This window comes from Streptomyces sp. NPDC051567 (genome assembly GCF_044454165.1).
Taxonomy (GTDB): Bacteria; Actinomycetota; Actinomycetes; order Streptomycetales; family Streptomycetaceae; genus Streptomyces.
On the sequence record NZ_JBITDK010000023.1, the window covers coordinates 23,005 to 43,148 of the forward strand.

General features: G+C 71.8%; 11 protein-coding genes. 7 read left to right on the forward strand and 4 right to left on the reverse strand.

Annotation, left to right across the window (positions count from 1 at the left end):
• Positions 1–353 precede the first annotated feature (353 nt).
• Both ACIA5F_RS23005 and ACIA5F_RS23010 read left to right on the forward strand, forming a co-directional pair.
• A complete protein-coding gene (locus ACIA5F_RS23005) occupies positions 354–8,090 on the forward strand; it encodes a ricin-type beta-trefoil lectin domain protein (protein WP_399355944.1) in 7,737 nt (2,578 codons plus the stop codon).
• A gap of 1 nt (position 8,091) precedes the next feature.
• Complete coding sequence (locus ACIA5F_RS23010; RefSeq protein ID WP_399355847.1) at positions 8,092–8,589, forward strand: SUKH-3 domain-containing protein; 498 nt, start codon at positions 8,092–8,094, stop codon at positions 8,587–8,589.
• 219 nt (positions 8,590–8,808) lie between these two features.
• On the opposite strand, the gene ACIA5F_RS23015 is transcribed toward ACIA5F_RS23010, so the two are convergent.
• The 3 genes from ACIA5F_RS23015 to ACIA5F_RS23025 all read right to left on the reverse strand — a co-directional run bounded on the left by ACIA5F_RS23015 (position 8,809) and on the right by ACIA5F_RS23025 (position 12,988).
• Positions 8,809–11,037 carry an APC family permease gene (locus tag ACIA5F_RS23015; protein ID WP_399355849.1) on the reverse strand — a complete coding sequence of 743 codons (2,229 nt, stop codon included), beginning with the start codon at positions 11,035–11,037 and terminating at the stop codon, positions 8,809–8,811.
• A gap of 78 nt (positions 11,038–11,115) precedes the next feature.
• A complete protein-coding gene (locus tag ACIA5F_RS23020; RefSeq protein WP_399355851.1) occupies positions 11,116–11,670 on the reverse strand; it encodes a YceI family protein in 555 nt (184 codons plus the stop codon).
• Positions 11,671–11,887: 217 nt separating this feature from the next.
• Entirely contained in the window at positions 11,888–12,988 is a 1,101-nt protein-coding gene (locus ACIA5F_RS23025; RefSeq protein WP_399355853.1) for a hypothetical protein, read from the reverse strand.
• Between the two features lie 200 nt (positions 12,989–13,188).
• Between ACIA5F_RS23025 and ACIA5F_RS23030 the strand changes: the two genes are divergently transcribed.
• The 5 genes from ACIA5F_RS23030 (at position 13,189) to ACIA5F_RS23050 (ending at position 19,138) form a co-directional block, all read left to right on the forward strand.
• Complete coding sequence (locus ACIA5F_RS23030; protein ID WP_399355855.1) at positions 13,189–13,383, forward strand: hypothetical protein; 195 nt, start codon at positions 13,189–13,191, stop codon at positions 13,381–13,383.
• Between the two features lie 159 nt (positions 13,384–13,542).
• Entirely contained in the window at positions 13,543–16,515 is a 2,973-nt protein-coding gene (lanL, locus tag ACIA5F_RS23035) for a class IV lanthionine synthetase LanL (protein WP_399355856.1), read from the forward strand.
• A 76-nt stretch (positions 16,516–16,591) separates the two neighbouring features.
• Positions 16,592–16,717 (forward strand): hypothetical protein, encoded by a 126-nt coding sequence (locus tag ACIA5F_RS23040; RefSeq protein ID WP_399355858.1) that lies wholly within the window; start codon positions 16,592–16,594, stop codon positions 16,715–16,717.
• 239 nt (positions 16,718–16,956) lie between these two features.
• The gene (locus ACIA5F_RS23045) at positions 16,957–17,796 is read left to right on the forward strand and encodes a class II glutamine amidotransferase (RefSeq protein WP_399355860.1); all 840 of its coding nucleotides are present in this window, start codon (positions 16,957–16,959) and stop codon (positions 17,794–17,796) included.
• 151 nt (positions 17,797–17,947) lie between these two features.
• The gene (locus tag ACIA5F_RS23050) at positions 17,948–19,138 is read left to right on the forward strand and encodes a glutamate--cysteine ligase (RefSeq protein WP_399355862.1); all 1,191 of its coding nucleotides are present in this window, start codon (positions 17,948–17,950) and stop codon (positions 19,136–19,138) included.
• A 10-nt stretch (positions 19,139–19,148) separates the two neighbouring features.
• Here ACIA5F_RS23050 and ACIA5F_RS23055 read toward each other — a convergent pair whose 3' ends face one another.
• Entirely contained in the window at positions 19,149–20,072 is a 924-nt protein-coding gene (locus ACIA5F_RS23055; RefSeq protein ID WP_399355864.1) for a D-alanyl-D-alanine carboxypeptidase family protein, read from the reverse strand.
• Between the last annotated feature and the right edge of the window lie 72 nt (positions 20,073–20,144).

Genomic DNA, 20,144 nt, shown 5'->3' on the forward strand with positions numbered 1-20,144 from the left:
GCGGTGGATGCTGCCGATCCGCACCAAAGATCAACAGTGGCACGGTCTGGTCGGAACTGAACCGTGTTGCACATCACCTTTCTTCGCGTCCAGCCGTTTTGCGAGATCTTGAACAACGGGGTGGTCATGGCGGAGAGTGCGCACGCGCGCGTCTGAAGCATCTGAGGCAACGGACACGCGCTCCTTGGTGTTTGCGCACCTCAGCCGTTGTCTGTCTGTCCTGGGTGGGAGTCGAAAGTATGCGTGCCTCAAGTCCGCTGCCATGGCTGGGGCGTGGTCGCCCAGCCATGACGGAGTCAGCCAGACGGCGCCGGCGGCACAGCCGCACGGCGACCGTCCTCCTCTTGTCCTCGATGCTGACCGTGACGACCCTGGTCGGGCAGGCCGGAGCCCTGCCCGGTCCCGGCATGGAGCGCGAGGACACCAAGCTGGACCTGCCGGACCTGCCGGAGGCCCAGAAGATCGGCGAGGACACCACCGCCGAGAAGAACCTCACCACCGCGGACGAGGTCCCGGTGGTCCCCTACGCCCCCGTGGCCGTCACCCCCTGGAAACAGGACACCGGAACCGCCGACCTGACCAACACCCAGCCCGGCACCACGGTCCCCGTCTCCAACAACCTGCCCCTGGCCCTCGGCGTCCCCGAGGGCGGCGACCCGGCGGCGCTGGCGGGACAGTGGACGGTCGACCTGCGCGCCCCCGAGGCGTCGCAGACCGCGGGCGTCTCCGGCATGCTCATGAAGATCATCCCGCCGGCCACCGTCGACCCGGCGGCCGAGGTCGCCCTCAGCGTCGACACCACGGCCTTCGCCGACCTCTACGGTCCGCAGGCCGCCGACCGCTTCGGCCTGGTGCTGCTGCCCGACTGCGTCATCGACTCGCCCGACACCGGCGACTGCGCCGCCGAGGGCGGCCTCCAGGCGATGGCCGCCGGAGCCGACGGCGACATCGCCGAGCGGGTACCGAGCTCGGTCGAGGTGGTACCGGCACAGAACGCGCCCACGCGCACCACGGCCGCGAAGAACGAACCGGTCCGCAAGATCCTCTCCGGTTCGCTCCCCGTCCGTGAACTCCTCGGCGACCAGCCCGGTTCCCTGATCAGCGACGCCTCGGCGCGCACCGCGGCGGTGCCGGCCGCGAACGCGGCGAACGCCGCGGGCGGACGCGCCGTCGGCGCACTGGACACCGGCGCCTCGGCCTCCGGCGACTTCACCGCCACACCCCTGCTGTCCGCGGGCGCGTGGTCCGCGGGTTCCTCCTCCGGCGCCTTCACGTACTCCTACCAGGTGCAGTCGCCGGAGGTCTCCGGCGGTCTGATGCCGAAGGTGGCGCTGTCGTACTCCTCGCAGTCCGTGGACGGCCGCACCTCCGCCACCAACAACCAGGCCTCGTGGATCGGTGACGGCTGGGACTACAACGCGGGTTCCATCACCCGCACGTACGCCAACTGCCGCCAGGACTCCAAGAAGGCGGGCTCGAACAACGCCACGCACCGCACCGCGGACCTGTGCCACGGCTCGGAGAACGCCACCCTCTCCCTGGGCGGCATGACCACCGAGCTGGTGTGGGACGAGGTCAAGAAGTCCTGGTTCACCGCGAACGGCGACGGCTCGAAGATCGAGCTGATCAAGAACACCGGTCTGAAGAACGGTGACGAGGAGGGCGAGTACTGGGTCGTCACCACCCGCGACGGCACCCGCTACCACTTCGGTATGCACCGTCTGCCGGGCTGGTCGGACAAGGGCACGGAGAACACCGCCGACGACGACCCGACGACCGACTCGGTGCTGACGGTCCCCGTCTACGGCAACCACCCGGGCGAGGACTGCTACAAGGCGGGCGACTGGAAGAACTCCGGCTGCACCCAGGCGTGGCGCTGGGGCCTCGACTACGTCGAGGACGTCCAGGGCAACGCCATGTCGCTGTGGTGGGAGCGCGAGTCCAACTACTACGCGCGGAACTTCAACTTCAAGGCCCCGGTCTCCTACCACCGCGGCGGCTACCTGTCCCGCATCGACTACGGGCAGCGCAAGGACACCGTCTTCACCGCCGCCGCACCGGCCCGCATTAACTTCTCCGTGGCCGAGCGCTGCTACGACGAGGCCCCGCTGACCTGCAGCGAGGCCAACTTCACCGACAAGGACCCCGGTAAGTACCGCATCTGGTACGACACCCCGGCCGACCTGCGGTGCGAGTCCAAGAAGAAGTGCTGGAACGCCGGCCCGTCCTTCTGGTCGCGCAAGCGCCTGGACAAGATCACCACATCGGCGCACCGGCGCACGGACACCACCGCCCGTCAGGTGGTGGACGAGTACCGGCTCAAGCAGCAGTTCCCGGTCCTGAGGACCGGCCCCAACACCGCCCTCTGGCTGGAGTCGATCTCCCGCACCGGCTACGCCCGCAAGGGCACGACCGACGCGAAGGTCGACCTCAACGCGGTGCGCTTCGAGTCCAACGCCGAGGACATGCCCAACCGCGTCAGGCGGGGCGACAAGGACCCGCGCCCCGGCTTCTCCCGGCTGCGCGTCGCCCGTGTCATCAACGAGTACGGCGGCGAGACGGTCGTCTCCTACAAGGGTGCCGAGGGACAGTGCGCCACCGGCGCGGGCCTGCCCGGCAAGACGGAGACGGCCGCACTCAAGTCGAATACCCGTCTGTGCTACCCGGCGTACTGGAACCCGGACCCGGAGAAGGAGGACATCGACTGGTTCCACAAGTACGTGGTCGCCGGCATCGAGGAACTCCCCAACGTCGACGGAGCCTTCACCACCCGGACCGGCTACGCGTACAAGAACCCGGGCTGGAAGCTGGCCGAGCAGGAGTTCACGAAGAAGTCCACGCGCACGTACTCGCAGTTCGCGGGCTTCGAGCAGACCACCGTGACCACGGGCGCGGAAGACCCCGCCATCGGCAGCAAGAAGTCCAAGGCCGTCACCCGCTACTTCCGCGGCATGGGTGACACCGTGTCCGTGAAGGACATCACCGGCGCCGAGATAGCCAAGGACGAGGAGCCCTTCGCCGGCCGCGTCGCCGAGGAGCTCACCTACACCGACGCCACCGACGCGGACACCGACTGGCTCACCCGCAGCGTCACGTTCCCCGCTTCCACCGAGCTCGCCAAGCGCAACCGCGGTGAGGGCCTGGACGCGCTGCGCGCCTGGCGCGTCACCGAACCCCGGCAGGTCTCCTGGACGAAGTCCTCCGGAACCGGCGACGACAAGCGCACCGAGCGCGTCGTCGAGTCCAGCACGACGTACGAGCCCGTGCACGGCCTGCCCACGCGGACCGAGTTCTTCGGGGACACCGGCAAGACCGGCGACGAGTCCTGCACGTCCATGGAGTACACGCACCACACCGGCAAGAACCTCATCGGTCTCACCAGCCAGGTCCGGACCAGCCCGACGAGCTGCGCGAACGCCGCCTTCGACAACCTGAAGACGCTCAGCGGCGGTATCCGCACCGCCTACGACGGCCAGGCGTACGGTGCCGCGCTCTCCGGCTCGACGCGGGGCCTGGCCACCGAGACCTGGTCGCTCAAGGGCGACGGCACCGGCTTCCAGAGCGACGGCACCACGGGCTTCGACGACATCGGCCGTGTCGTGCGCCGCACCGACCCCGACCAGAAGTCCTCCACGATCACCTACGAGCCGCCCACCGGGCAGGCGTTCAAGATCACCGAGAAGAACTCCCTGCTGCACGAGCAGATCCAGGAGCTGGAGCCGGGCCGCGGCGTCGCCCTCAGGACGACCGACGCCAACGGCCGGGTCAGCGAGGCCGCCTACGACCCGCTGGGCCGGCTCTCCGAGGCATGGGCCCCCGGCCGCACACCGTCGGGCACGGCCGTGCCCGACTTCAAGGCCGTCTACACCGTCCCCGCGTACAACCCGGCCGCCCCGGACCGGAAGCCGCCGTACGTCACCACATACGCACGCGGACCCGGGGACCGGGTCGAGACGTCCGTGACGCTCTACGACGGTCTCGGCCGTGAGCGCCAGAGCCAGGAGCAGGCCACCGGCGGCGGCCGTCTGATCACGGACACGCTGTACAACAGCTCCGCCGAGGTGTGGCAGACCAGAAACGCCTACCACGTCGACGGCGCCCCGAACGGCGAACTGGTCACCCCGCTCGCCGACACGGCCGTGCCCAACGCCACCTGGTACACCTACGACGGCCTCGGCCGCGTGGTGCAGGAGCTGCCCGTCCTGCGCGGGGTGGAGAACCTGTCCCGCGCCACCAAGTACGAGTATGGCCTGGACCACTCCACGGTCGTCAACCCCGCCGGCGCGGCCTCCTACCGCATCTTCACGGATGCCCTGGGCCGCACCTCGCGCGTGGACACCTTCAACGGCGCCGCCCCCAAGGGGTACACGTCGATGGGGTACCAGTACGACGCGCGGGGCCAGCTGGAGCAGGCCACCCACTCCGAGGACTCCACCCGCCCGTGGTCCTGGTCGTACGACCAGCGCGGCCGGATGCTGTCCTCCAAGGACCCCGACTCGGGCACCACACGCACCACGTACGACCACCGTGACCGTCCCCTGACCGTCACGAATGCCCGTGGCATCACCGTCTGGAACGGCTACGACCAGCTGTCCCGGCCCAAGCAGCAGCGCCTGAACGGCGCGGACGGCACCGTCCTCTCCGACTTCGAGTACGACACTGTCAGCGGCGGCAAGGGCATGCCCGCCTCGGCCACGCGCCACACCGACGGCCTGGCGTACACGCAGAAGGTCAACGGCTACACGACGGAGTACCAGCCGACCTCCACCACCCTGACCCTCCCGAAGCCGATCGCCGACACCTGGGGTCTGCCCGCCTCCTACACCTACGGGTACACGTACTCCGACGGCGGCCTCATGGAGGAGGCCACGCTTCCCGCCGTCGGCGGTCTCGACGCCGAGAAGCTCGTGGTCCGCTACAACAAGGAGGGCCTGCCGCTCTCCGTCTCCGGCAAGGACTGGTACGGGGCCGAGACGATCTACTCCCCCAACGGCCAGGTGCTGCGCTCCACGCTCGGCGCCCAGCCGTACCGGGTGTGGACCCAGAACTCGTACGACGAGGCCAGCGGCGAGCTCAAGGACCAGCGGGTCTACCGCGAGCAGACCGCGGACAAGACCCTGGTCGGCGGCAACCTCGTCTCGAACCGTTCGTACGCGTACGACAACGCGGGCAACGTCACCGGCGTCCGCGAGCACTCCCTCGGCATCGAGGAGCGGCAGTGCTTCACGTACGACCCGCTCGGCCAGCTGAAGAAGGCATGGACCTCCAAGGACCAGGAGTCCTGCGGCACGGGTCCGAAGAACGCCGACGGCAGCCTCAACGTGGCCGCGGGCAAGGACAGCTCCGGCTACTGGCAGGAGTACGAGTACGACCTGCTCGGCAACCGCTCCAAGCTGGTGGAGAAGAACCTCACCGGCGACGCCACCAAGGATGCCACCAGCGACTACGCCTACGGCAAGGCGGACGGCACCCAGCCGCGGACGCTCGCCAAGGTCACGAAGAAGTACGTCACCCCGGAGGGCGCCCAGGTCACGTCCGAGGCCCAGCGCCTCTACGAGCTGACGGGCGAGACCAAGTCCGTCACCTCGATCCAGAGCGGTGACCGGCAGGACCTCACCTGGACGCACGACGGCCAGATCGACCGGATCACGGGCCAGGGCAGCGGCGGGAAGACCCCGTACGTCGGCCCGGCGGACAAGTGCCTCGACCTCAAGTCCGGCGTTCCGGCCGCGAACCAGCCGATCCTGCTGCACGCCTGCAACGCCTCGGCCGCGCAGAACTTCACCTTCACCTCGGCCCCGGGGCAGCCCGACGCCAACCTGGGCGCCCTGTCCGTGTACGACACCTGGTGCCTCCAGCCCGCGGCGAACACGGCGGGTTCGGCGGTCCAGGTGCAGAACTGCAACGGTTCGGCCGCCCAGCAGCTGAAGCGGAACGCGACCGGACAGCTCACCCATGTGCCCTCCGGCCTGTGCGTCACCGCCAAGGACGGGGCCACCGCCAACTCCACCCCGATCGTGCTGGCGACCTGCGACGCCACCTCCACCGCACAGCGGTGGGAGCCGCAGAACCAGACCCGGCACATCTACGGGCCTGACGGCGGGCGCCTGCTGACCATCCAGGGGAAGCAGGCCACCCTGCAACTGGGCGAGGCCAAGGTCACCGTCCAGAAGGGCGGCGTGCTGGTCAACTCCCAGCGCACGTACCCGGCCCCCGGCGGTGCGGTCATGCGCTACGCCTACGGGACCTCCGCGTCCTCGCTCGTCGCCCTCGCCGGGGACCAGCAGGGCAGCACGTACGCCGAGGTCGCCCTCGGTGGCACGATGCAGGTACGGATCCGCAAGCAGGACCCCTTCGGCAACCAGCGCGGCGCCGGCACCGCCGGAGTCAACCTGCAGACCCACACCGGGTTCCTCGGCGCGACCCGTGACGACGCCTCCGGTTACACGCCGCTCGGCGCCCGTCTCTACGACCCGGCCGTCGGACGCTTCCTCTCCGCCGACCCGATTCTCGACCTGGCCGACCCGCTGCAGTCCAACGGGTACGCCTACGCCCACAACAACCCCGTGACGATGTCGGACCCGACGGGTCTGTCCATCTCACTGACCTCCTCGGAGCGGGCCGCGGCCCTCGCGGGCGCGGGCCTCAGCGCGGCACAGGTCGCCCAGGCCCAGGCCACCATGGGCAAGTCGCTCAGCTCGGTGATCCTCTCCGCGGCCTGGGGCGCGCTCAAGGACTTCATCGGCATCAACGACGCCATGGCCTGCTTCGGCGGTGACATGTGGTCCTGCGGAAGCCTCATCATCGGGGCGATCCCCTGGACCAAGCTCGGCAAGATCCCGTCCGTCCTGAAGGCCGTCAGCCGCACCATCGACGCCATCCAGGCGTTCCGTACGGCCAAGAAGGCGGCCGAGGTCGTCCTCGCCGCCGCACGCGCGGCCGAGAAGGCGGCACTGGCCGCCAAGAAGGCGGCGATCGAGAAGGCCAAGAAGGCGGCCCAGGCGGCCAAGAAGAAGGCCGCGGAGAAGGTCAACACCACCAGCAACAAGGCGGTCAACACCACAAAGAAGACCGGCAGCCCGGTCCAGAAGCAGGCCCAGGCCAAGGCCAACCCGAAGGTGTCGTCCGCGGCCTCCGCGGGCAAGGGGGGCGGCAGCAAGGCATCCGGCGGGGGCAAGAGCGCGGGCAAGCCGGGCGGTTCCTCCGGCGGCTCGTCCCGCAACAACGGCGGCTCCAGCGGAAGCGGCAGCGCCGGCAAGGCCGGCGAGGGCGGTTCCTGCAAGACCAGCAACAGCTTCACGCCGGGCACCAAGGTGCTGATGGCCGACGGCTCCACCAAGCCGATCGAGGAGGTCGAGCCCGGGGACAAGGTCAAGGCCACCGACCCGAAGACGGGCGAGACCCGGGTGGAGACGGTCACCGCCGCGATCAAGGGCGAGGGCCTCAAGCACCTGGTCGACGTCACCATCGACACCGACGGCGAGAACGGCCCGAAGACCGCCGAGGTCACCGCGACCGACGGCCACCCCTTCTGGGTCCCCGAACTCGGCCGGTGGATCGACGCGACCGACCTCCACCCCGGCCAGTGGCTCCAGACCAGCGCCGGCACCCACGTCCAGGTCACCGCGGTCGAACGCCGCACCAGCCAGGGCGCCACGGTCCACAACCTGACCGTCTCCAACGTCCACACGTACTATGTGCTGGCGGCAGCGGCAGCCGTCCTGGTCCACAACTGTGGTGAGACCTTCGAGGAGTTCGCTGACAAGGCCGAGATTGCGCGCGCTGACTATGCGGCCGAATACACCTCTCCGACTGGCAAGACGTACCGGGCACACAATGCGGAGCAGCTCGCGGTCCCGGACGAGATGGACAAGCTCTTCAAGGACCCGAAGAACGACCATCATGGTGGCTGCGCCGAGACGAAGTGCTTGATCAAGGCGTACAGCGCCGAAGGGATGGCAGCAACACGTGGAGGCAGGATGAACGTTGTTCATGTGAGTGACGACCTCGATGGGGAATGGGAGCACTTTGACAAGGGGAGGCCCTGCGGGCGTTGCGCTCGACTGCAAGTGAACTTGGGAATTGAGTAATATGTCGGGATTCAAGTCGGGTGATCTGCGCCCTGAGGTTCTGAATGCGCTGATGGAGTCGGGGTGGAGCATCGGCAGAAGTGTCGATGTGACACACATCCTGAGCGTTCTCCGGGAGGCTGGATATCACATCGGCGAGCAGGTTTCCGAGCTCTACAAGAACCTGTATGGCCTGTCTGTTCAGCCGGTGGACCATCCTGGTGCCCACTTCATGAATCCTGATCCTGTTCAATTCTCGGCAGGCTGGGGTGTTCGGCATCGAGAAGAAGCATCGCGACTGGGTTCTCTCTACGGAGAGGATTTTTCACCGCTCTGCAGATGGCTGAGCGGTGCGCATGTCTATGTCTCTGGCTCGGGCCGCGTCTATTCTTGGTTCGATGGTCTGGTCTGGGATATCGGAGCAGATGTGCGCGACGCTGTCGAGTTCATGGTCTTTGCGCATCGTCCCCTGGTGTGCGTGCACACTGAACCCGGACGAGCGCCCTGGCCGGTGCCGTAACACTGCTCCAACTCATGCCGTAGCCCCGCAGGGGGCATCTCTCGCCCGTCCGCCGGTCAGCCGGCGGGCGGGCGCTGCAGTTCCCCGTCCTGGCTCACGTGGGTACAGACGGTGGCGGTGACACCAATGCGCGTCCCGGGCCCGGCCCGCCCGTCATGGCCGTCGCCGCCCCGACCCCGCGCGCCCGCGGCCCCATCGGGGTGCCCGGCGTGAGCGCCCCTACGGCAGGTGGAACGGCACGGTCGTGATGACGATCTTGGGGAGGGGGCGCAGGGCCCGGCGCAGGCGGGTGGCGGTGCGGCTGTGGAGGAGCTGGTGCCTGCGGTGGCGGGTGACGATCTCCGGGAGGATCACGGTGAGGGTGAGGTCCGGGCTCTGCCGGTGGAGCGCCTCGATGTAGTGGACGAGCGGCGCGACGGTCGCCCGGTAGGGGGAGACGACGATCTCCAGGGGCAGGTGGTCGCCCCACAGGTTCCAGTAGTGGCGAAAACGCGCGGCCTCCTCGTCGGTGAGGCCGATGTGGAGGGCGAGCACGGGCTGCTGGAGCGAGGCCGCGTACGCGAGGGCGCGCATCCCGGCCAGGTCGAGCGCCGCGATCGCGACGACCGAGAGGTGGCGGACCTCCTGGGGGTTCTCCTCGTCCTCCCGCTCCCCGCCCGCCGCCCCCCGTTCCGGGCGCGCCGGCGCCGGCCCCCGCGCGGCGTGCGCGGGCACCTCGATGGTGTGCGGGCGGAGCCGCAGGGCCGTGCGGGCGGCCTCGTAGTGACGGCGGATACCCAGGGTGACCAGCAGGAACAGGGCGACGGCGACGATGGCCACCCAGGCGCCCGCGGCGAACTTGCTGACGCCCGCGGTGATGAAGACCACGGCCGACAGCACCGCTCCGGTGGCGTTGAAGAGGAGGCTCTTGCGCCAGTGACGGTCGCGCAGCCGCCACCAGTGCACGACCATCCCGGCCTGCGAGAGGGTGAAGGCGAGGAAGACCCCGACGGCGTACAGCGGGATCAGCGAAGCGGTCAGGCCGTCGAACGCGACGAACACCAGCGCGGCGGCCAGCGAGAGCAGGACGATCCCGTTGCTGTACGCGAGACGGTCGCCCAGCCGCATGAAGACCCGCGGCGCGTAGTCGTCACGGGCCAGCAGGGACAGCACCCGGGGGAAGTCGTTGTACGCGGTGTTCGCCGCCAGCAGCAGGACGGCCGCCGTGGCCGCCTGGACGAAGACGTACATCCAGCCCGAGCCGAAACCGAGATGGGCGAGCCGGGAGAGCACGGTCTCCCCCTCACCCGGCACCACCCCGGTCAGGTGGATCAGGACGACGATCCCGGCGAACATCGCGATGAGCAGGCCCACCATCCAGGTCAGCGTGGTGCGGGCGTTGCGCCACTCGACGGGCTTGAACGCCGGGACCGCGTTGGAGATCGCCTCGATACCGGTCATCGCCGTGGCGCCGGAGGAGAAGGCCCGCATGACCAGCAGCAGGCCGACGGTCTCGGTGACGGGCAGAGCCGGGGCCGGACGCGGCTCGAACCCCCGGCCGGCCGCGTCGGCCAGACCGAAGGCGATCAGGGCGAACATCGCGGCGATGAAGGCGTAGGTCGGGGCGGCGAACAGGGCTCCGGCCTGGCGGACCCCGCGCAGATTGCCCGCGAGGAGCAGCACGATCACCCCGACGCCGATGGGCACGGTCGCCGGAGCCAGGGAGGGGACCGCCGAGGTGATGGCCGCCACCCCCGAGGCGATCGACACCGCCACGGTCAGGACGTAGTCGGTCATCAGCCCGGCCGCGGCCACCAGACCGGGCACCCGGCCCAGATTGTCGCTCGCGACGATGTACGAGCCGCCGCCGTGCGGATACGCCCGGATCGTCTGCCGGTAGGACAGCCCGACCGCCAGCATCAGGAACACGATCGCCCCGGCGACCGGGAACGAGTACGCGACACCCGCCGAACCGGCCAGCACCAGGACCGCGAGCATCGCCTCGGGACCGTACGCGACCGAGGAGAGCGCGTCGGCGGAGAGCACGGGCAGCGCCAGCAGCTTGCGCATCCGCTCGGTCACGACGGCGGAACTCCGCAGCGCCGCACCCAGCAGCACCCGCCGCACCCGCGCCCCGGCCCGCTCCAGCCGTCCCGTCGGCAGCTCCGTGCCGGCCTGCTCCCGCGCGGGCGGCGGCCCCAGCGGGGAGATGGTCACCAGTCGGCCGAACCGGGCCGGCCGGATCTCCGCCGGGGGAGGGAAGCTGCCGAGATCCGGGTCCACGGGCAGGGCGCGCCGCCAGACCTCGGGAGCGGCCGAGACCCGCCCCCACTCCCGCCCCACCCGGCGCAGCACCCGCACCTGCTCCTCGCCCAGCCCGGGAAACCGGGCGGCCGGGCCGGGCGGCCCCGACGACCGCGTACCCGACGGCTGCGTACCCCGGTCCCGATTTCCGCGCGTATCCGCCACACCGGGCAGTGTGGCCGACACCGGAACACCGGGGCGGGACCGACATGGCCCGGCCCGGTCAGGTCAGGTGCGGCCCGGTCAGGGCTGCCGGATCGCGGACACCTCGAACTCCAGCACCACCTTGTCGCCGACCAGGACACCGCCGCCCTCCAGCGCGGCGTTCCAGGTGATGCCGTACTCCTTGCGGCTGATCGGCACCGAGCCCTCGAAGCCGACGCGCAGGTTCCCGAACGGGTCCGTGGCACTGCCCTGGAACTCGAAGTCGATGCTGACGGACCGGCTGACGTCCTTGACGGTGAGGTCACCGGTCACCCGGAAACGGGTGTCGTCGAGCTGCTGCACCCCGGTGGAGACGAAGGTGATGGTGGGGAAGGCGGGCGCGTCCAGGAAGTCGTTGGTGCGCAGGTGGCCGTCGCGCTGCTCGTTGCGGGTGTCGATGCTCGCGGTCCTGATGGTGACGGACACCGAGGACTTGGCCGGGTCGTCACCGTCCAGGTGGGCGGTGCCCTCGAACTCGTTGAACGCGCCGCGGACCTTGGTGACCATCGCGTGCCGTGCCACGAACCCGATCTGGGTGTGGTCCGGGTCGATGCTGTAGTCCCCTGTCAGGGAGGAGAGAGAGACGGTCGTCATGGATCTGGCTCCACGGGGTTCGGGTACGGGTACGGGCGCGGGAACGGGAGGCGCCCGCCCACGCTAGCCAGGCCCGCGGCGGCAGGGGCCCGACCGCGCCCGTACGTCACCCGATCGGCCAGCGCCGGCCACCCCGCCGCGCCCGTGCCCTGCCGTGTCCGCGCCGCGCCCGTGTCCCGCCGCGCCCGTGCCGGGGTGGGTGGTCCCGCCCCGGCACTCAGCTCCCGGCCGCGACCCGGCGGGCGGCGTTCCCGGACGACGCCGGTGCGGCCTCCGTACCGGCGTCGTCCGGGTCCTGGGGCGTGGTGAGCCCGGCGCGCTCCGCGAGCACACCGCCCTGGAAGCGGCTCTCCGCCCCCAGCTCCTCCAGCAGTTCCGCGATGTGGCGTCGGCAGGTGCGCAGCGACATGCCCATGCGCCGTGCGATCACCTCGTCCTTGCCGCCCTCGGCCAGCAGCCCCGCCAGCGCCCGCCGCAGGCTGTGCCCGACCTCCTTGTAGGCGGCCTCCCCGCTGCCCCGGAACGGGGTCGCGCAGGACCAGTGCTGGTCGAAGACCCGGCAGAGGTACGCGACCACGTCGGGGTCCCGGACGAGCACCGCTCCCTCGCCCGATCCGCCGTTCGCGCGCCGGGGCAGGAAGGCCACGGTCCGGTCGAACACCACGGCCCGGTCGGGCAGCTCGGCGGCGGTGCGGTACTCGGCACCGGCCTCGGTGAGCGTCTCCACATAGCCCTGGGTGGAGAGGCTGGGCCGGGCCGAGTGCTGGTAGAGGGTGCGCATCCGGACACCGCGGCGCAGCATCGCGAGATCCCGCTCGATGGCCTCTCCGAGGCGGTTCGGGGTACGCCCGCCGCCCGGCTGGATGCTGAACACCTCCTCCCGGCAGCGGGCCGACTCCTCGGTGAGCATCGCCGAAGCGGAGGCCAGGTCGGGCAGCACGTCGACGCCTTCGAGGCGGTCCCGTTCGCGCCGGGCCGCGTGGTAGTGCGGCATCAGGGAGTGCAGATCGTCCCGTACGGACTGGGCGTGCGCCGCGGCCCGTGCGAGCTGGGCCTCCAGCGGACCGACCACTTCCGCCGCCGCGGCGTCCGGACTGGCCGGAATCAGCTCCTCGGGCCTGCCCGGAGCCTGCCGCAGCAGCCGGAGCAGCAGCAGGGTGCGGCAGGCACCCTCGACCTCCTCCTGGCTCAGACCGAGGGCCTCGGGCACGTCGGACAGCCGGCGGGTGAGGCTGCCCCGGGACAGCACGTGCTCGAAGACGGCGACGGCCCTCGCGTCCAGCCGAGGCAACCCCTCTTGGTTTATCCCGATTGTCATGTGATTCCCCCGGAATGCGGCCCTACGACTTTCGTGTCATGCAGGGTATTGCCAGGTCAAAGCGCTGGACCAGGCGGACCCGCCATGACGAACCTTTGGTTGTCGGCCGCGGCACACCGCACCGGCCGGAACCGGCACGAAACCGCCGGACACGGGCGTCCACCCTCGCCCTCACGATCTCCCTGTCCAGGAGCTGTCCCATGCCCGCAGCCACCCGCTGTCTTCTCCTCCTCACGGTCCTGCTGGCCGGCGGCGTGTCCGCCGCCACGACGGACACCGGCCCGGGTACGGCTGCCGCGGAGCACCGGAACGTGACCGGAACGACCGCCTCGACAGGCGTCAGGATTCCCACGGACACCAGCTGGGGCGACGAGTACCTCCCGCCCCTGCTCTAGGCCGGGTCCGCGCGGTCCCGCCCGCACCGTGGAGTGCCCGCACCGCACGCCTGCCGCGTTGTCGTCGGTCGCCGATGCCCCGCGGGGGCCCGCCCCTCCCGTCCACCCGTCGTGGAAGCCCACCCGTTGCGAAAGACGAGGCCGAAGAGCGTGTCATCAGTGCCTGAGACTCCGTCTCCGTCCGGCCCCGGGCCCCGGCGGGCCCGCGCCGAACGTCCGGCGGACCTCGCCCTGCTGCCCGACGTGGTCCGCGCCGTCATCGCCCGGCACGTGCCCCCGACGCGACCGGCAACGGCGACGGGGACGGCGACGCCACCGGGAACGGCGACGGAGCCCTTGGCGCGGGGGAGCGGGGCGACGGACTGGACCGTCGAACCGGGCGAGTTCTGGTGCCACGTCGTCCCCGCCGGAGCCGTCCGGCGCGCCCAGGGCTGGAAGCTCCACGTCTCGGCCACCCCGCTCTCGGCCCCCCTGGCCCTGGCCCGGTCCGCCGAAGTGCTGATCGCCCACCGGTCGGCCTTCAAGTTCGCGGGGAGCCCCGCCCGGGTCGCCGCACTGGCCTCGGGCCGCTTCGCCCGGAGCGGCGGCGGCAAGTTCATCACCGTGTACCCGTCCGACGACGAGCAGTTCCGGACGCTCGCCGAGGAACTGCACCGGGCCACCGTGGGGCTGCCGGGACCCGCGGTCCTCTCCGACCGGCGCTACCGGCGCGACAGCCAGGTCTTCTACCGCTACGGCGTCTTCGCGGGCGTCCGGGAACTGACCGCCGACGGCGGCTTCGCCGCCCGGCTGACCGACCCCGAGGGGCGACCGGTCGCCGACGAGCGCAACGCTTGGTTCAGCCCCCCGGCCTGGGCGGGCGACCCCTTCCCCGGCCGCCCGGCCGCCCCCGCCCGCAGCACGGCCACGGCCAGGCCCGTCCTGCTCAACGACCGCTACCTGGTGAGCGGCGCGATCCAGCACTCCAACAAGGGCGGGGTCTTCCGGGCCGAGGACACCGGGGCGGGCGGCGCCCGCGTCGTCGTGAAGCAGGCACGCCCCCATGTCGGAGCCGGCCTCGAAGGGCTGGACGTGCGGGACCTGCTGCGCCGGGAGGCCGCCCTGCTGGAACGCTTCGGCAGCGCCCACCCGGACCGGGTCCCGCGGCTGGTCGAGGTGTTCGAACAGCAGGGCAGCGTGTTCCTGGCCGCCGAGTCGGTACCGGGCGAGACCCTGCGACGGACCGTCGCCCGGCGCCTGGCCCAGGACGGCGTCGGCTGCCCGGACGACCGGACGGCCGACTCCCTGGTCCGCCAGCTGATCGAGCTGGTCGCCACCGCCCATGAACTGGGCGTCACCCTGCACGACTTCAACCCCAACAACGTCATGGTCACCCCGGACGGCCGGCTCCTGCTGATCGACCTGGAGATGGCGGCCCGGGAGGGCGAGCGCTGGGTGCTCGGCGCCACCCCCGGTTACACCGCCCCCGAACTGCGCGCCCTCGACCAGGTGGCGCCCGCCGCGGCGCCGGACGCCGACCTGTACGCCCTGGGCGCGACCGTCCTGCACGCGCTGAGCGGCGCCGATCCGCTGTTCGCCGCGGACCTGCCGGCGGCCGGAGCCCGGCCGGACGAGCAGCGGCTCGCCGACCTCGTGGAGCTGCTGGCCCGCGACCACCCCCTGGTGCGGCGCTACGCGCCGCTGGTCCGGGGGCTGATGCGCGACGAGCCCGCCGACCGCTGGAGCCTGGAGGAGGCCCGGGGGTTCCTCACCGGGCCCCGGCGCCCGGACCCGCACGCCGACGGCGCCCCAGCGCCGCGGCGGGAAGCGGACGCGCCGCCCCCGCCCGAGGTCCCGGCGCGGACGCCCGTCCCCGCCCGCCCGACGGACGGGGCGGACCGGCCGGAAGCGGCGGACACCCGCACCCGGCTGCTCCTCGACGGCGTCGCCCACCTCCTGGCCACCATGCGCCCGGACGACACCGAACGGCTCTGGGCCTCGGACTCCTTCGGCGGGACCTGCGACCCGGTGGCCGTCCAGCACGGCTCGGCGGGCGGCGTCGGCGTACTCGCCCGGACGCTGCGCCACTGGGACGACCTCCACGCCGGACCGCGGCCGGTACCGCTCGTGGGCCGGGACGCGCTGCGCGAAGGACTGCGGGCCGCCGCCCTCTGGACGGCGGACCGGCAGGACGCACTGCCCGGGAACCTGCCCGGACTGCACTTCGGCCGCTCGGGAACGGCCTGGGCCCTGCTCGACGCCGCACACGCGCTGGACGACCCCGCCCTCGCCGACCGCGCCACCGCGCTCGCCCTGACGCTCCCCGTCCGGTGGCCCAACCCCGACGTCTGCCACGGCGCCGCCGGATCGGGCCTGGCCCAGCTGCACTTCTGGCGCACCACCGGCGACCCGCGCTTCCTCGACCGCGCCGCACAGGCCGCGGACGGACTGCTGACGGCGGCCCGGCGCACCCCCGAAGGCGTCTTCTGGCCGGTCCCCGAGGACTTCGGATCGGCCCTGGCCGGCTCCTGGCACTACGGCTTCGCGCACGGCGTGGCCGGGGTCGCCACCTTCCTGCTGCTCGTGGCCGAGGCCACGGGCGAGGAACGCCTGCGCACCGCCGTCGTCGAGGCCGGCACCACCTTGACCGCCGCCGCCCGCCGCGGACCGGCGGGCGCCCTCTGGCCCGTCGACCGCGCCCGTCACCTCTCCGGCTCCCCGGACCTCGCCCGGCACTGGTGCAGCGGCTCGTCCGGCGTGGGCACCTTCCTGCTCCGGCTCTGGGCGGCCACCGGCGCCTGCGACGACGTCCTGCTCGACCTGGTGGAAGGCGCGGCCCGCGCCGTCCGGGCCGGCCGGGTGACCGACTCGGCCGCCACCTGCCACGGGCTCGCGGGCAACGCCGAATTCCTCCTCGACGCCGCCGCGCTGACGGGCGACGAGCACCACCTCGCCGGGGCGGAACTGCTGGTCGAGCACCTGGCGGCCCAGGCGGTCCTGCGGGACGGCCGGCTGCTGGTCCCCGACGAGAACCGCAAGGCCGTGCTCGCCGAGTACGCCAACGGCCTGGCCGGAAGCCTTTCGCTGCTGCTGCGCATGCGGTGCGGCGGGCCCCGCGCCTGGCTGCCCGAGGGCGGACGCGCCCACCCCTGAGTCTCCGGTGGCCACCGGCCACCGGCAGGCCGGGCCCGCCCGGGCCCGGCATCCCCTCCCGACGAAGGAGACCACCATGACCGAGTACGACATCGACGCCCTGCAGGTCCTGCCCGAGGACGTCCGCACCGAGGACGCCCGCGGCGAGGAGCACGCCGCCGCCCTGATCACCGCCTGTCGCTGGATGACCAGCGGCTGCTGACCGCCCTCCGGGACGGCGGCGCCCGGACCGGCCCCGGCCGGTCCGGGCACCTTCCGTCCGCCGGAGGTGCGCGCGCCGCCCGTGCCGTCGGGCCCGCGCCCAGGCTCACGAACAGTCGTTCGACCCCTCGATCGGCTGGTGCGGGCCCCGGCCGACAGGTGGTCCCGGACGGCTCCGGACCGGCGGGGAGCACGGTCGCGGGGTTAGTCTCGGATCAGGCCGCGAAGGGGATGGTGCGCATGTGCCGCTGGCTCGCCTACTCGGGTTCACCGATGCTGCTCGACGCCGTGCTCTACCGCCCGGAGCACTCCCTGATCAACCAGAGCCTCCACGCCCGGATGGGCGCCGAAGCGACCAACGGCGACGGCTTCGGCATCGGCTGGTACAGCCCAGACGGTGACGGCACCCCGGCCGTCTTCCGGGACGTCGCACCGGCCTGGAACAACCGCAACCTGCGCGAGCTCGCCGCGCACGTCCGCTCCCCGCTGTTCTTCGCACACGTCCGCGCGTCGACGGGTTCGGCCGTCCAGCAGACCAACTGCCACCCGTTCCGGCACGGCCGCTGGCTGTGGATGCACAACGGCGCCATCGCGGACTTCCACCGGCTGCAACGGGACCTCTGCATGGCCGTGGACCCGGCGCTCTTCCCGTCCATCGAGGGGTCCACCGACTCCGAGGTGATGTTCTACCTGGCGGTCACCTTCGGACTCGACCAGGACGTCCCGGGCGCGGTGGCCAGGATGGCGGGGCTCGTGGAGCGGCTCGGCAAGGAACACGGCGTGCCGCAGCCGCTCCAGATGACGGTGGCGGTCAGCGACGGGGAGCGGGTCTGGGCCTTCCGCTACTCCAGCGGGGGCGAATCCAGGTCGCTCTTCTACAGCAGCCGCGCCGACACCGTCCGCCACCTCCACCCGGAACTGGACTACCTCCGCGAGATCTCGGACGCGACCCGCATCGTGGTCTCCGAACCGCTGGGGGACCTGCCCGGCGTCTGGAACGAGCTGCCCGAGGCCAGCTGCACGGTGGTCCCTTCCGGCCCGGAGCCGGACTACCTCCCCTTCGTCCCGGAACCCCCATGACGGCCGGACCCCGTGTGAGCCCCGGCCCGAGGGGTATCCGTCTCTACAGCGACCCGAACGCACGACCGACCGCCCGAAGAACGAGGGACCACGGACGACGTACGACGGAGCGACCCGGGCGGTCGGCCTCGACCGACGGAGGGGCCTTCCGATGTCACCGACCGCATCCACGCCGATCACCGCCGATCACCAAGGCGCGGCCCGCACGCACGCCGCCCCGCGCGCGGACGTCCCCGGCGGGGGCGAGGTGCTGACGATGGGGGTCGAGGAGGAGTTCCTGCTCGTCGACCGCCACACCCGGGCCCCGGTGGGCCGCGGCCCGCGCGTCATCGAGGCCGCCTCGCGCACGCTCGGCCCGCTGGTCCAGCCGGAGTTCTTCACCGCCCAGGTGGAGGTGTGCACCACCCCCACGACGAGCCCCGCCGCACTCAGGGCCCAGCTGGCCGGGTTGCGCGCCGAACTGGTCGGCGCCGCCGCCGGCGAGGGATGCCTGCTGCTGGCCGCCGGAACGACCGTCATCCGCCCCGAGCGCGCCTTGACCGTCACCCGCGACGCGCGCTACCGGAGCATCGCCTCGCACGTCGCGCCGATCCTCGGGAACTACGACCGGGTGGTGTGCGGATGCCACGTCCACGTCGGGGTGAGCAGCCGCGCGGAGGCCCTCGACCTGGCCAACCGGATGCGCCCGTGGCTGCCCTCGCTCCAGGCGCTCGCCGCCAACTCCCCCTTCGACCGGGGCCGGGACACGGGGTACGCGAGCTGGCGGGCGGTGGAACACGCCCGCTGGCCCACCGTGGGGCCCGCCCCGGTCCTCGACGAGGCGGCGTACGAAAGGGTCGCCGACGCGCTCGTACGGAGCGGAGCGGTGCTGGACCGGCGGATGATCTACTGGTTCGCCCGCCCGTCCGAGCACGTGCCGACCCTGGAGATCCGCGTCGCCGACGTGAACGCCCGCATCGACACCGTCGTGCTGCTGGCGGTCCTCGTACGAGGACTCGCCGCCACCCTGCGCGCGGAGGCGGCCGAGGGCAGGCCGGCCCCCGACCTGGAGTTCGCCCGGCTGAGCGAGGCCCACCGGCGCGCGGCCGTGCACGGCCTGGACGGCGAGGGCCTGGACCCGGTCAGCGGGGCCGGCGCGGCGGCCTGGGACCTGATCACCCGGCTGCGCGCGGAAGCGGCCCCCGGGCTCGCCGCCGCGGGCGACCTGTCCCTCGCCGACGCCCTGCTGGACCGGGTACGGACCGAAGGCGGCGGCTCGGCCCAACAACGGGCCGCCCACCGCCGCCGCGGCCGGCTGAGCGATGTGGTGGACGGCCTCGCGGAAGCCGTGTCCACCGCCTGACGCGACAGGATCAGTCGAGGACGTCGGGGATCGGGTCGGTGTCGCCGCGCCGGAGGGCGGCCCTGGAGCCGGCGGCCGGGCCGAGGGCCCAGTCCGAGAGCGCCATGGAGTCGACGTAGCGCTCTTCGTCGTTCAGCAGGACGCCGATGATCGTCCTGCCGTCGCGCGTGACGGAGAAGACGAGGCACTTGCCGGCGGCGGTGGTGGTGCCGGTCTTGACGCCGATCGCTCCCGGGTGCCCGTACCCGGCCGGGCGCGGCTGGACCAGGAGGTTGCTGTTGCTCCAGTTGGCGAGGGCGGAGGTGCCGCCGGTGCTGTAGGTGGTGGTCCTCACGAGGCTCTGGAACAGGGCGCCGGTCATCGCGCGCTGCGTGAGCTTCGCGAGGTCGCGCGGGGTGGTGAGGTTGTTGCCGGTCGGCGAGATCCCGTCGAAGGAGTCGTAGACCGTGTTCGTCATCCCGAGCGCCTGCGCCTCGGCGTTCATCCGCGCGATGAAGTCCGCCGTGCGGGCCGCGATGGTCGTGCCCGCGCCGAAGGTGTCCGCGAGGGCGTAGGCCGCGTCGCAGCCGGACGGCAGCATCATCGCGTACAGGAGCTGGCGGACCGTCGGGGTGGCGCCGACCTTCAACTGGGCCGAACTCGCGCCCTTGAGGTAGACGTAGTCCAGATACGCCTGTTTGACGGTGACCTTCTGTTCGAGGTCGACGCCCGGCAGTGTGGTCACCACCACAGCAGTCATGATCTTCGTGGTGCTCGCCATCTGGCGTTTGGTGTCAGGGTTCTTGGCCGTGAGAGTGGCCCCGGTGGTGCCGTCGATCAGGATCGCGCCGACGGCCGTCAGGGCCGGCGCGGGGGTGGCCCGGGCCGGCGTGGTGACCATGAGCAGGGCGCTGGTGACGACAGTGACGGCGAGTGCGCCACGTGCGCGTCGCATCAGGTGGGAGATCACGTCGATCCTCGAATGCGGTGAAGACTCCCGAAGGGGACGGGACAACGTCGTCGTCCC